Below are 13,263 nucleotides of genomic sequence, written 5' to 3'. Positions count from 1 at the left end.
CTCGGCGGGGCGGGCGGCCTGAGCTGGGGAATCGGCCTCAGCCGCGGGGCTGGCCCTTCACCCGGGCACCGGCTTCACCCGGGCGCCGGCTTCAGCCAGGCACGGGAAAGGCGTCGGCGGCGTTCCACAGCAGATGGACGGCGGCGCCGGGACGGGCGGCGTCCGGCAGGTCCGTGGCGTTCAGCCGTACGACGGTGAGCTGGTCGTCGCCTGCGTCGAGGCGGACCACCACGCGCGTGTGGGCGCCGACGTGCGCGATCTCGGTGATCCTGCCGGGGACACACCGCTCCCCCGGCCCCGGGGCGCCGTCCGGGCCGCCGTTCGGGCCGGCGTTCGGGCCGTCCGGAGTGAGGATCCGGATCCGCTCGGGGCGGAGGCTGTACGTGCCCGGGGCGCCGATCACACGGACCGCGGTCTGGTCGCGCAGCAGATTGGTGGTGCCGATGAAGCCCGCGACGAACGCGGTGGCAGGACGGTCGTAGATCTCCAGCGGCGAGCCGGTCTGCACGATAAGGCCGCGGTCGAGCACGGCGAGGCGGTCGCTGAGCGTCAGCGCCTCCTCCTGATCGTGGGTGACGAGGAGGAAGGTGACGCCGGTGGCGCGCTGGATGCGCTGGAGTTCCCGCTGCATCTCCTGCCGCAGCTGGAGGTCGAGCGCGGCGAGGGGTTCGTCGAGCAACAGCAGCCCGGGGTCGTCGATCAGGGCGCGGGCCAGGGCTACGCGCTGGCGCTGACCGCCGGAGAGCTGGTCGGGCCGGCGCGGGCCGTGGTCGTCGAGGCGTACGGTGCGCAGGGCCGCACGGGCGCGGGCGAGGCGTTCGGGTTTGCGCACGCCGGCGACGGTGAGCGCGTAGGCGACGTTCTGCTCGACGGTCATATGGGGGAAGAGCGCGTAGTCCTGGAAGACGGTGTGGACGTCGCGGCGGCTGGGCGGAAGCGCGGTGACGTCCCTCCCGGCGAGTTCGATGCGGCCCGAAGTGGGCCGTTCGAAGCCGGCGATCAGGCGCAGCAGGGTGGTCTTGCCCGAGCCGGAGGGGCCGAGGAGGGAGAAGAACTCGCCTTCCCGGATGGTGAGCCCGGCGCCGTCGACGGCACGTAGCGCACCGAATTCCTTGGTGACGGCGGTGAGCCGTACGGCGGGCGTCGCGGCCGCCGCGGGGGCGGGACGGGCATCGGTACGGGCGGCTTCGGTCACGGGCGCTCCCCCTCGTGAACGGCTTGATCGCCCGGCGACTGTACCGGGGTTCCGTGCGGGGCGGCAGCGTGTCACACTCCTGACGTTCCGTCAGTTTTCTTTGATTCCGTCAGTTCGTTCCGTTGTTCCGTTTGCGCTTCGTTGCGCCTCGATGCGTTTCGTTTCGTTGCGTTGCGTCTCGATGCGTCTCGATGCGTTGCGTTCCGTTGTGGTCGGTCTGCGGTCGGGGAGGGTCTGTGGCACAGACACGGAAACCGGTGGTGCCGGGGTGGTTCGATCAGGACGCGGCGGGCTTCCGGCTGCTGGGGACGCGCTGCCGGTCCTGTGGTGCGGTGTTCTTCCCCCGCGAGGACGCCTTCTGCCGCAACCCCGCGTGCGGGGGTGACGAGCTGGCGGAGGTGCCGCTGTCCCGGCGTGGCACGGTCTGGTCCTACACCGACGCGCGCTACCGTCCGCCCTCCCCCTACGTCTCCGATCCGGAGGCCGAGTGGCGGCCATACGCCTTGGTCGCCGTGGAGCTGGCGGAGGAACGGATGGTGGTCCTCGGGCAGGCTGCGCCCGGCGTCAGCGCCGCGGATCTCCGCGTGGGCACGGAGGTCGAGCTGGTCCCCGGAACCGTCGCCGGGGACGAGGGGGATGACGGGGATGACGGGGATGACGGGGACGTCCGGACGACGTGGCATTGGCGGCCCTGCGGGCGGGGTCCGGGGGCCGTGACGGTAGCCGAGGAGGCCACGAGCGACGGCCCGCGGGCGGAAACCGCATCTCCTTACCCGCCCACCCCCCGAAGGGGGGTGGGCGGCGGGGAAAAAACCAAGGGCGCGGGTGGGCGGCGGGTAGGGGGCGGCCCAGGGAACCCCGGAACCACCGCCCCCGGCCACATGGGAACGACCCAAGACCTGGCCGTAGCTGGGGACATGACCGCGACTGGGGACCTGGCCGCGGCCGGAGACCTGGCCATCCCCGGCGACGTAGCCGTACTGGGCGCCGGTATGCACCCCTGGGGCAAATGGGGTCGCAGCTTCGTCGAGTACGGCACGAAGGCGGCCAGGGAGGCGCTTGCGGACGCCGGGCTCGACTGGCGCGCGGTGCAGAGCGTCGTCGGCGCCGACACGGTACGCGGCGGCTATCCCGGCTATGTGGCGGGCGCGACCTTCGCCAAGGCGCTGGGCTGGCAGGGCGCCCGGGTGACCAGCGTCTACGCCGCCTGTGCATCCGGCGCGCAGGCCATCGGCGCCGCGCGGGCGCAGATCCTCTCGGGGATGGCGGAGGTCGCCCTGGTGGTGGGCGCCGACGCCGCGCCCAAGGGCTTCTTCACCCCGGCGGGCGGTGACCGGCCCGACGATCCCGACTGGCTGCGGTTCCGGGTGCTGGGCGCCACCAACCCGGCGTACTTCGGGCTGTACGCCCGCCGCCGGATGGCGCTGTACGGCGAGACGACCGACGACTTCGCCCAGGTGAAGGTCAAGAACTCGGCGGCGGGCGCGGCCAATCCGTACGCCCGCTACCGCAAGCGGGTCACCGCTCAGGAGGTCGCCGCGTCGGCCGTGGTCTGCGATCCGCTGCGGCTGCTGGACATCTGCGCCACCTCCGACGGCGCCGCCGCACTGGTCCTGACCAGCATGGACTTCGCCCGCCGGCACGGCGTCACGGATCCGGTGCGGATCCGTGCGGTCTCCACCGCCACCCCGAGATATCCGCGGACCGTACTCGATCTGCCGGATATCGCCACCGATTCCGCGGCCGCCGTTCCGGAGCCGGAGACCGGCTTCCGGGCATCGATCGCGCACACCGCCTACGAGGAGGCCGGGATCGGCCCCGGGGATCTGTCCCTGGCCGAGGTCTACGACCTGTCCACCGCGCTGGAGTTGGAGTGGTACGAGGACCTGGGGCTGTGCGGCGCCGGTGAGGCGGCCGAGCTGTTGCGGGACGGAGTGACGGCACTGGGCGGGCGGCTGCCGGTGAACGCCAGCGGTGGTCTGGCCTCCTTCGGGGAGGCGGTACCGGCCCAGGCCATCGCCCAGGTCTGCGAGCTGACCTGGCAGTTGCGGGGGCAGGCGGGCGCGCGGCAGGTGGCGGATGCCCGGGTGGGGGTGAGTGCCAACCAAGGGCTGTTCGGGCACGGGTCGGCGGTGGTCGCGGTGCGGTGACCCGGCGGTGCGGAACGCCGTGACCGTGGTGGACGCACCTGGCGCCAGAACCCGCGGGGGACGGGACGCACGCCCCGCTCCCACCCGTCGGCAGCCGTCTGAAACCGTCGGCGGCCGTCAGCAGCCTCCGCTGTGCGCGACCTTGACGCCCCCTCATCGCCGGTGAACACTTCCGGATGCCAGTCGGCAGCGCCGCACTCAGGCACCCCGGCCGGGTGGCAGCGGTCGTCCGCTGCCCGCCGGTGGCACGCACCCTGCACGGAGGACCGGGGGACGTCCCCGGGCGAGGGCCAAGGAGCCGCCATGTATTCCAATGGGGACATCATCGTCGGTGAAGTGATCGGGACCGCGATACTCATACTCTTCGGTGCCGGTGTGTGCGCCGCCGTCACCCTGCACTACTCCAAGGCGAAGGACGCCGGCTGGGTCGTGATCGCTTTCGGCTGGGGCATGGGCGTACTGGCCGGCGCCTACACCGCGGCGCCGCTGTCCGGCGGGCATCTCAACCCCGCGGTGACGCTCGGCTCGGCGGTCGCGGGCGGCACCGAGTGGTCGAAGGTGCCGCTGTACATCCTGGCCCAGATGGCCGGTGCGGCGATCGGGGCCGTACTGGCCTGGGCGCTGTACTACGCGCAGTTCGCCGCCAACGCGGAACGGGACAAGGCCCAGCCGACGCTGGGGATCTTCTCCACCGGCCCGGAGATCCGCAAGCCGGCCGCCAACCTCGTCACCGAGATCATCGCCACCATCGGTCTGGTGCTGCCGCTGCTGTTCTTCGGCCGGAACCCGGGTATCGGCATCGGCCAGGTCCCCGGCGAGCACGTGGGCGTCTACGGCTCCGGGATCAATGTGCTGCTGGTCGCCCTGCTGGTCGTCGGGATCGGGCTGTCGCTGGGCGGGCCCACCGGCTACGCCATCAACCCCGCCCGTGACCTCGGGCCGCGTCTGGTGCACGCGCTGCTGCCGATCCCCAACAAGGGCTCCTCGGACTGGAGTTACTCCTGGATCCCGGTGGCCGGGCCGCTGATCGGCGCGGTGCTGTCCGGCCTGGTCTACAACACGGCGTTCTGACTCGCCGCTGGGACACCCGCCCTCTCCCGGAGGTGCCCGCCCGGCCGGCCCGGGCCCCGCTGCACCCACTCACCAGGACTTCAGGAGGCGTGACGGCATGACGGAGCGAACCGGGAAGACCGAGAAGTACGTAGCCGCGATCGACCAGGGCACCACCTCCAGCCGCTGCATCATCTTCGACCACGACGGGGCGATCGTCGCCGTCGACCAGCGCGAGCACCGGCAGATCTTCCCCCGGCCGGGCTGGGTGGAGCACGATGCCACCGAGATCTGGTCGAAGGTGCAGGCCGTGGTGGCGGGCGCGCTCGCCGGGGCGGGGCTGCGCGCGGATCAGCTCAGCGCGCTGGGCATCACCAACCAGCGGGAGACCACGGTCCTGTGGGACCGGGTCACCGGCAGGCCGGTGCACCACGCGATCGTCTGGCAGGACACCCGTACCTCCCAGCTGTGCGCGGAACTGGGCGGCGCGGACGGCCAGGACCGCTTCCGTGAGGCCACCGGGCTCCCGCTGGCCAGCTACTTCTCCGGGCCGAAGGCCGCCTGGCTGCTGGACGAGGTGCCGGGGCTGCGGGCCCGTGCCGAGCGCGGCGAGATCGCGTTCGGCACCATCGACTCCTGGCTGATCTGGAATCTGACCGGTGGCACCGACGGCGGGGTACATGTCACCGATGTGACCAACGCGGGCCGCACGATGCTGATGAACCTCGCCACCCTGCAGTGGGATCCGGCGATCCTGTCGGCGATGAAGGTACCGGCCGCGATGCTGCCGGAGATCAGGCCGTCGGCCGAGGTGTACGGCACGGCCGTGGGGCAACTGCACGGCGTGCCGGTGGCGTCCGCCCTCGGCGACCAGCAGGCGGCCGTCTTCGGCCAGACCTGCTACGGAGTCGGCGAGGCCAAGAACACCTACGGCACCGGCTCGTTCCTGCTGCTGAACACCGGAAACCGCCCGGTCCCGTCCAAGAACGGGCTGCTGACGACGATGGGCTACCAGCTCGCCGGCGAGCCGCCGGTCTACTGTCTGGAGGGGTCCATCGCCGTCACCGGCTCGCTGGTGCAGTGGTTCCGCGACCAGCTGGGCATCATCGCGTCGGCCGAGGAGATCGAGTCGCTGGCGGCGAGCGTTCCGGACAACGGCGGGGCGTATGTCGTACCGGCGTTCTCCGGTCTGTTCGCGCCCTACTGGCGTTCCGACGCACGTGGCGTGATCACCGGTCTGACCGGGTTCGTCACCAAGGCGCATCTGGCGCGCGCCGTACTGGAGGCGACCAGCTGGCAGACCCGGGAGGTGGTGGACGCCATGTTCCAGGATTCGGGTGTGCGGATCACCCAGCTCAAGGTCGACGGGGGGATGACCGCCAACCATCTGCTGATGCAGCATCAGGCGGATGTGCTGGACGTACCGGTGATCCGGCCGGTGATCTCGGAGACCACCTGTCTGGGAGCGGCGTACGCGGCAGGTCTGGCGACCGGTGTCTGGCAGGATCTCGACGAGCTGCGGTCCCACTGGAAGCGGGACACGCAGTGGACACCGCGGATGGACCCGCGGATCCGCGACCGCGAGTTCGCCAACTGGCGCCGGGCCGTGGAGCGCAGCTTCGGCTGGCTGGCCGAGGACGGCTCGGCGGGATAACGGGGCCGGCAGCGCGCGGAGGTAGGGCCCCTGGAATCCGCCACGGCGGGCTACGGGCCGTACCTCCACACCCCGTCAGGGGAGCGCGGGCTCCCGGCGGCGGGCGCCGACCTCCCTGGCGTGCTCGACGACGGAGATCAGCACATCCCGCGCGGAGTCCTTGCGGCGGGCGTCACACAGCATCACCGGCACCTGGGGGTCGAGGTCCAGGGCGTCGCGTACGGATTCCGGCGGGTAGCGGTCGGCGCCGTCGAAGCAGTTGACGGCGACCGTGAAGGGCAGTCCGCGCCGCTCGAAGTAGTCGATGGCGGCGAAGCTGTCCGCCAGTCGTCGGGTGTCCGCCAGCACCACCGCGCCGAGCGCGCCCCGGGCGAGTTCGTCCCACAGGAACCAGAAGCGGTCCTGCCCCGGGGTGCCGAAGAGGTACAGGACCAGTTCGTCGTGGACGGTGATCCGTCCGAAGTCCATGGCGACGGTGGTGGTGGTCTTGCTCTCCACCCCGTCGAGGTCGTCGAGCGGTCGCCCCGCCTCGGTCAGCCGCTCCTCGGTACGCAGTGGTTTGATCTCGCTGACGGCACCGACCAGGGTGGTCTTACCGACCCCGAATCCGCCCGCGACCAGGATCTTGAGCGTCACCGGCTCGACGGCGGCGGACCGTCGGCGGCGATCGGATCGCCCGAAGGCCATGGGATTCTTCTCCTGAATTGCCGTGTATACGGGTGGAGCTCACGCTTGTCACCCGAGCGACGGTGCACGGGGCAGCAGGCGCAAGGGAACGGTACAACGTGCTCGGCACGGCGCCCACTTGAGATGCGTCACTCCGGGGGACGCCGGGGGGCGGGGGCCGGGAGCTGTCCGGGACAGCTCCCGGCCACCGCCCCGGTGTTCAGGCGTACTGCCCGAGGTGGTCGAGGATCTTGGGTGTGACCACGCCGGGGACCTCTTCGGGCAGCCAGTGGCTGGCGCCCTCCAGGGCCTCGAAGCGGTAGGGGCCGTCCACCCACTCCCCCGTGGACTCGGCGGCGCCGCGGCCCAGGGCGGTGTCCTCGCTGCCCCACAGGAAGAGAGTGGGGACCGTGATCCGTCCCGCGGGCACCGAGATGACCGACTCCGGGGCGCGGTACCAGTTCAGCGTGGCGGTGAGCGCGCCCGGGGCGGAGAGCCTTTGGACGTTGTCGTCCACGAGGGCGGCGGGCACCTTGCCGGCGTAGGCGGCGCGCAGCCGGGCGGCGTCGTCGGCGAGCAGCGCGGCCTCCGCGGCGCCGTCGTCGCGGCGGAAGAAGCGGACGTAGTCGAGGCGGTGGTGCTGGACGGTGTCCTCGGCGGCGGCCCGGTTGAGGGCGTCCGGATGCGGAGTGGCCAGTACGGTCAGGGACTTCAGCCGCTCGGGGTGGGCGCCGGCCAGCGCCCAGGCGACCATGCCGCCCCAGTCGTGCGAGACGAGGTGGAAGCGGTCCGCGCCCTGGGAGTCCGCGAAGGCAAGGGCGTCGGCGACGAGTTCGGGCACGGCGTAGTCGGCGATCCGGGGCGGGCGGGCGCGCGGGGAGTAGCCGCGCTGGTCGACGGCGACGGCGCGGTAGCCGGCCGCGCCGAGGGCCGGGAGCACGGCGCTCCAGGAGTCGGCGAACTCGGGCCAGCCGTGCAGCAGCAGGACGAACTCCCCGTCGGCGGGGCCGCAGGCCAGGGCGTCGTAGGTGTACGGGCCGGCCTGGATCTCCAGGTGTTCGACGGGTGCCGGGGTGTCGTCCGTGGCCATGGCGGCGGATCTCCTCCTGTTGACAAGTGATCAACAGGAACCGTACCCGGGGCCCCCGCCGCGGCGGCCACCCCGCCCGGGGCCGGCGGACCGGCGCCGGGACGACGGCGGCCGCCGGGCCCGGCGGGTCACAGTGCGCGCAGGCCGTCGATGACCTCGCGCAGCACCTTCTCGTCCGGCAGTTCGGCCGGGGGCACCGGCCGGCTGACATGGACCAGCTCGGCATCCAGCAGATCCCCGATCAGGACCCGTACGACGCCGACCGGCAGGTCGAGGTCTGCCGCCAGCTCGGCGACCGACAGGGGCTCCTCCCGGCACCGCTCGACGATCTCGACGTGCTCGGGCGACAGGGTCTGGTCGTCGACCGTCTCCTGCGCGCGGCTCTCGGCGATCACCAGCGCGATCAGATCGAGGCGCCCCTCCGCGGCCGTACGGGTGCGCCCGCGCGTCATGGCGTACGGCCGGACGACCGGGCCCGCGTCGTCGTCGAACCAGCGGGCCGCCGCTTCCCGGTCCCGGGCCGGCCGGCCGTCCTGCTCGCTCATGCCGAAACCTCGCTTCGCTCGGCCTCGCACTCGCGCGGCGCGCACCTCTCGCTGCTTCGCTCGCCGCGCTCGCTCATGGCGTCACCGTCGTCGTGCTCAGGTGGAAAGGCCGGACCGGGGCGCAGTGCCCAGGTGCGTGCCCACGCGCTTGACCAGCAGCGTCATCTCGTACGCGATCAGCCCGACATCGGAGTCGGCATCGGCCAGTACGGCCAGGCAACTGCCGTCGCCGGCCGCGCTGACGAACAGGAAGGCCTCGTCCAGTTCGACCATAGTCTGCCGGACGTGGCCCGCGTCGAAGTGCCGGCCGACGCCCTTGGCCAGGCTGTGGAAGCCCGACGCGACCGCGGCCAGATGCTCGCCGTCCTCGCGGGTCAGGTCCTTCGAGGCCCCGGTGGCCAGACCGTCGCTGGAGAGGACGAGTGCCTTGCGGATGGAGCCGACCCGCTCGACCAACTCGTCCAGGAGCCAGTTCAGCTCCCCGGATCCCCTCTCAAAGGCCGGTGCGGTGGAAGCTGCTGCCTTCGGTGCGGTCATGGACCGTCCCCTCCCGATGTGGTTCCTGGTGCTGTGGTGCCCGTGCCGTTGCCGTGGTGCGTGGCTGTGTCACGGGCGCCCGGGTCTGTGGCGTCCGGGTCTGTGGTGACCGGACCGGTCATGCCCGGGTCGGTGGTGTCCGGACCGAGGGTGTCGGGACCGGTGGTGTCCGGACCGGTGGCGTCCGGGAGCGTGCCGGCGGCCGGCATCGTGTCGTCGGCCTGCGCCGTGTCGTCGGCCTGCGCCATGTCGTCGGCCTGCGCCGTGTCATCGGCCGGTGGATTCTCGCCCGGCGGCGTTCCGGTCGCGCGCGGGTCCTCGCCGTTGTCGCGGCGGCCGCGCTGCCATCCGCGCTGGAGCGAGGCCATCCGGGCGCGGACCGCCTCCGCGTCGCGGTCGTCCGCGTCCGGTGCCGGCCGCCCCTGCGTTGCGGTGTGCCCGGTGGGATCGGCCTTGAGCTGGGGTGCGAGGCTCGCCTGCCGTACCCGGCGGGGCAGGCCCTGGGCCGTGGTGGGCGCGGGCGTCTCCCGGTCCCCGGCGGTCCGGGATCCGTCCGCGGCCGGGTCCTGCGGTCCGGTGGACGACGACCGGCGGGCGTCGGGGCGCGCGGCAGCGGGCTCGGGGCGCGCGGCAGCGGGCTCCCCGGAGCCGGTGCGTTCGGCGGCGCGCGCTGCGGACCCAGCGCGCTCAGGGCGCGGGCGCCCGGGGCCGGGACGTTCCGCGGCCCGCTTCTCGTCTCCGCCCCCGCTCCCGTTTCCGTTCCCGTTCTCGCTCCCGTCACGGTCATCGACCGTTCGGCCGTGGTCGGAGACCAGCACCGGCGGACGGGGCCGGCGCGGCAGCGGGGCCAGCCCGCCGGGCGCCTGGTCCCTGGTCTGCTGATGCTGTTCACCGTCGGGGACGGGCGGCACCGGTGCGATGCCGCGGGGTGCGGCGTCCGGGCCGCCCGGGACGGCGGGCTTCTTCCGGCCGCTGCCGCGGCCCCGCTTGCGCGAGGGCGCGTCCTCGTCGTCGGCCGGTGCCGGCTCGTCCGGGCCGAGCGGCGCCTCGAGTTCGACCGGTCCGTCGATGACGGACGGGGTGCGCCGCTCCGGCCGGTGCGGTGACTGCGCCTGGGAGAGTGCGGCCAGCTTGCCCGCCGCATGCTCCAGTTCATTGCCGACGGGGCCGCCGGGCAGACCGTCCGGTGCCGGGCCGTCGTCCTCCCGGCCGCCGACGGCGGCGTCGGTGAGCAGCCGTGCCGGGATGAACACCACGGCGGTGGTGCCGCCGTACGGCGAGGGCTGCAGGGAGATTCGTACGTCCTGCCGCTGGGCGAGCCGGCTGACCACGAACAGGCCGAGCCGGTCGGTGTCGGACAGCTCGAACTCGGGGGTCTCGGCGAGCCGGAGGTTGGCCTCCAGCAGCAGGTCAGGAGCCATGCCCAGCCCGCGGTCGTGGATCTCCAGGGTGTAGCCGTTGGCGACCCGTTCACCCACGACCTGTACGGCGGTGTGCGGCGGGGAGAAGACCGTGGCGTTCTCCAGGAGTTCGGCGATCAGGTGCGTGAGGTCCGATACCGCGGGGCCCTCCACCGCGAGCCGCGGCAGCCGGCGCACCTCGATCCGCTCGTAGTCCTCCACCTCGGCGACCGCCGCGCGCACCACGTCCATCAGCTGGACCGGTTTGCGCCACTGCCGGGAGGGCGCCGCGCCGGAGAGGATGACCAGGCCCTCCGCGTGCCGGCGCATACGGGTGGTCAGATGGTCGATCCGGAAGAGGTCGGCGAGTTCGTCGGTGTCCTCGGTGCGCCGCTCCATGGCGTCGAGCAGGGTCAGCTGACGGTGCAGCAGGACCTGGCTGCGGCGGGCGAGGTTGACGAACACCTCGGAGACGCCGCGGCGCATTTCGGCCTGTTTGACGGCGGCCTCGATCGCGGCCCGCTGAAGGGTGTGGAGCGCCTGCCCGACCTGGCCGGTTTCATCCGGTCCGAAGGCGAGCCGGGGCGCCTCGGTCTCCACATCGACCTGTTCGCCGGCCGCCAGCCGGCGCATGACGCTGGGCAGCCGGACCCCGGCGACGTCATGGGCGGCCTTGCGCAGCCGGATGAGGTCGCGGACGTGCCGGCGGCCGATCCGGAACGAGACGACTACCGAGACCAGCAGCGCGACGAAGCCCAGGACGCCGGCGATGGCGGCCTTGAGCAGGACGTTCATGGCGACGGGCGCGACGCGCTCCTGGTAGCGGTCCCCGGCGTCCTTGTCCATCCGCTGGAGGTCGTCGAGCACCTTGCCCGCCGTGGTGTTCCAGCGCTCGGCATTGACCGCACGCGGTCCGTCCTGTGCGCCGGCGGCGATCACCCGGTCCTCGTACGAGGTCAGCTCGCGGGCCTTCGCGGAGCGCCAGTAGTCCCCGAAGAGACCGCGGTCCTTGGCGGGGAGGCCGGGCAGGGTGGTGCTGTAGAGGACCCGGCGTTCGGCGACCCGGTCGGACAGCGCGCGCAGATCGCGCTTGCTCATGCTGCCGGAGAGGAACACCGCGGACATCAGCGCGTCCTCGCGGGAGACCGCCTCCCGTGCCCTGGTGAGGTTGACCAGCGCCCGGGCCTGCTTGTCCATCTCCACGTTCTCCAGGGCATGGAGCGCGGAGAGGAAGTCATAGCCGGGGTCGACGAGGGAGTTGTAGCTCTCCATGGCCTCGTCGCGGGAGACGGTGTTGTCCTCGACCTGGGCCCGCAGGGCGCCGAGGGTGCCCAGGCCCTTGAGGACGCCGTCCATCCGGTCGGCGTTGCCGGTGCTCAGGTCCTCGCGGATGTCGCGCATGTCGATGTCGGCGCGCAGCCGGGTGACGGCCTCGTCGGTGGACCGGGTCTGCCGGTGGAGCTCGTCGAGCGCATTGGCGCCGCGCCGGTCGGCGAGGTACAGCAGGCTCTGCCGGCGCTCCCGCTGGAGAGACTGGATGACGTCCTCGACCGGATAGCCCACGTTCTTCACGATGTTGCCGACGTCCAGCAGCTGGTTCGCCTGGCGCCCGGTGATATAGGTCGTGAACGCCCACAGGGCCGTCAAGGACACCAGTGGTACGAGCAGCAACGCCACGATCTTCCGGCGGACCGACTTCCCGCGAAAGCGCATGGCCTCCCCTACGTCAACCCCGGCGCACGGGGGTGGTGTTCCGTCAACAAACGGCGCGAGCCTACTACTCTCGGGGGACCAACCCGAAGACCTCTCCTGCCGCCGGGAGGCAACCGGGGCGGGATCGCCGTCCGTTGTCCACCGATTCCCGGACAACCCGCCCGCGCCCACGTCCCGGACCACGGGACTACCCTACGGCGAGACACCGGACGGTTGGCCGGTTTTGCTCTACCCCGGGTAACTCTGCGGGGCTCCGGTACGTGACGATGAGGAGCGACGGGGTACGACGGGGTGCGACACCAAGGGCATGTAACCGGCGAAATCCGGGCAGTCACTGAGGAGTCGGACACGCGGGGAGTACCGGGAGAGTGCGGGGAGAGTGACGCGTTCATGGACACCGGCAGAGCACCGTTGTGGCAGGAGGAACCGGCGGTCCGGCGCCGGATGGCGGATCCGGTGCGTACCGCCGCGGTGCGTGCCGTGATCATCGTGGCACTCACCCTGATCCAGGCGATGGTGGCCTTTCTGTGCACCCTGGCGGGCTCCTGGTTCGCGTTTCCCGCGGTGCTCGGCACGGTCGCCAGCACCGTGGTCGCCACCTGGGCGGTGCTGGACGTCTGGGTGACCCGCCAGGTGTGGGTGCAGCGCAACGGGGTGCGGTCGCAGCCGAGCAGTACGGCCAGGGAGTTGCGCCGCGAGCGGCGCAGGGCACGCCGCCGGCAGCGCCGGGCCTCACGGGAGGACCCGTCGCGGATCGACCGGGCGGCCGCCTGAGCGGCCGGGTCGTTACGCCACCGCCTCTTCCCGCACGGCGGGCCGGACATGAATCATGCCGTCCAGGACACGGACCTCGTGGGTGCGCACCGGCCGGCGGGCGGGCAGACAGGTCGGCGCGCCGGTGCGCAGGTCGAACAGGGCCGCGTGCAGCGGGCATTCGACGAAGCAGCCCTCGACCCAGCCCTCGGAGAGCGAGGCGTCCTGATGGCTGCAGGTGTCGTCGACCGCGTAGTAGCCGCCCTCGGCATGGAAGACCGCGATGGCCGGTGTGATGTCGTCGATCTCGATCCGTACGGACTCGCCCTCGGGCAGGTCCTCGATGCGGCAGACGGGAATCATCTGGCCCCCCTCTCGCTGATCGGTATCATGTGTTCTGAATAACGCATTGCAGAGCGCGATGCGCAACAGAATCCAAGCCGGGGAGCGGGCCGTCAAGGGCTTCCCGACAGATGCCCTCAGACGTGCCCCGCGGGGCCACCGGGTGGT

At 72.3% G+C, this 13,263-nt stretch carries 11 protein-coding genes and 1 pseudogene; 5 read left to right on the top strand and 7 right to left on the bottom strand.

The window, feature by feature from the left end:
• Positions 1-91 precede the first annotated feature (91 nt).
• Positions 92-1,195, bottom strand: a complete 1,104-nt coding sequence (locus D9V36_RS36950; RefSeq protein ID WP_129297609.1) for an ABC transporter ATP-binding protein — start codon at positions 1,193-1,195, stop codon at positions 92-94.
• A 236-nt stretch (positions 1,196-1,431) separates the two neighbouring features.
• Between D9V36_RS36950 and D9V36_RS41565 the strand changes: the two are divergent.
• The 4 genes and pseudogenes from D9V36_RS41565 to glpK form a co-directional block, all read left to right on the top strand.
• Positions 1,432-1,887, top strand: a pseudogene (locus D9V36_RS41565) (Zn-ribbon domain-containing OB-fold protein); the annotation flags it as partial.
• Positions 1,888-2,154: 267 nt separating this feature from the next.
• A complete protein-coding gene (locus D9V36_RS41560) occupies positions 2,155-3,345 on the top strand; it encodes a lipid-transfer protein (RefSeq protein ID WP_206739875.1) in 1,191 nt (396 codons plus the stop codon).
• Positions 3,346-3,648: 303 nt separating this feature from the next.
• Entirely contained in the window at positions 3,649-4,416 is a 768-nt protein-coding gene (locus D9V36_RS36940) for an MIP/aquaporin family protein (RefSeq protein ID WP_129297607.1), read from the top strand.
• A gap of 97 nt (positions 4,417-4,513) precedes the next feature.
• Positions 4,514-6,049: a glycerol kinase GlpK gene (gene glpK / locus D9V36_RS36935; protein WP_129297606.1), complete on the top strand. Its 1,536-nt coding sequence runs from the start codon at positions 4,514-4,516 to the stop codon at positions 6,047-6,049.
• 75 nt (positions 6,050-6,124) lie between these two features.
• On the opposite strand, the gene D9V36_RS36930 is transcribed toward glpK, so the two are convergent.
• From D9V36_RS36930 to D9V36_RS36910, 5 genes are all read right to left on the bottom strand, one after another.
• Positions 6,125-6,736 carry a GTP-binding protein gene (locus tag D9V36_RS36930; protein ID WP_129297605.1) on the bottom strand — a complete coding sequence of 204 codons (612 nt, stop codon included), beginning with the start codon at positions 6,734-6,736 and terminating at the stop codon, positions 6,125-6,127.
• A 199-nt stretch (positions 6,737-6,935) separates the two neighbouring features.
• Positions 6,936-7,805 carry an alpha/beta fold hydrolase gene (locus tag D9V36_RS36925; RefSeq protein WP_129297604.1) on the bottom strand — a complete coding sequence of 290 codons (870 nt, stop codon included), beginning with the start codon at positions 7,803-7,805 and terminating at the stop codon, positions 6,936-6,938.
• Positions 7,806-7,933: 128 nt separating this feature from the next.
• On the bottom strand, positions 7,934-8,350 hold the full coding sequence (locus tag D9V36_RS36920; RefSeq protein WP_129297603.1) for a DUF742 domain-containing protein: 417 nt from the start codon (positions 8,348-8,350) through the stop codon (positions 7,934-7,936).
• A gap of 96 nt (positions 8,351-8,446) precedes the next feature.
• Positions 8,447-8,887: a roadblock/LC7 domain-containing protein gene (locus D9V36_RS36915; protein ID WP_088796488.1), complete on the bottom strand. Its 441-nt coding sequence runs from the start codon at positions 8,885-8,887 to the stop codon at positions 8,447-8,449.
• Complete coding sequence (locus D9V36_RS36910) at positions 8,884-12,000, bottom strand: nitrate- and nitrite sensing domain-containing protein (protein WP_241721180.1); 3,117 nt, start codon at positions 11,998-12,000, stop codon at positions 8,884-8,886. Before D9V36_RS36910 ends, D9V36_RS36915 begins: the two co-directional genes overlap by 4 nt.
• A 390-nt stretch (positions 12,001-12,390) precedes the next feature.
• Between D9V36_RS36910 and D9V36_RS36905 the strand changes: the two genes are divergently transcribed.
• Positions 12,391-12,774 (top strand): hypothetical protein, encoded by a 384-nt coding sequence (locus D9V36_RS36905; protein ID WP_129297602.1) that lies wholly within the window; start codon positions 12,391-12,393, stop codon positions 12,772-12,774.
• Positions 12,775-12,786: 12 nt separating this feature from the next.
• Here the strand turns inward: D9V36_RS36905 and D9V36_RS36900 are convergent, their stop codons facing one another.
• Entirely contained in the window at positions 12,787-13,116 is a 330-nt protein-coding gene (locus D9V36_RS36900) for a bifunctional 3-phenylpropionate/cinnamic acid dioxygenase ferredoxin subunit (protein WP_129297601.1), read from the bottom strand.
• Between the last annotated feature and the right edge of the window lie 147 nt (positions 13,117-13,263).

Source organism: Streptomyces lydicus, from assembly GCF_004125265.1.
Classification (GTDB): domain Bacteria; phylum Actinomycetota; class Actinomycetes; order Streptomycetales; family Streptomycetaceae; genus Streptomyces; species Streptomyces lydicus_C.
This window is presented reverse-complemented; position numbering and strand designations above follow the sequence as displayed.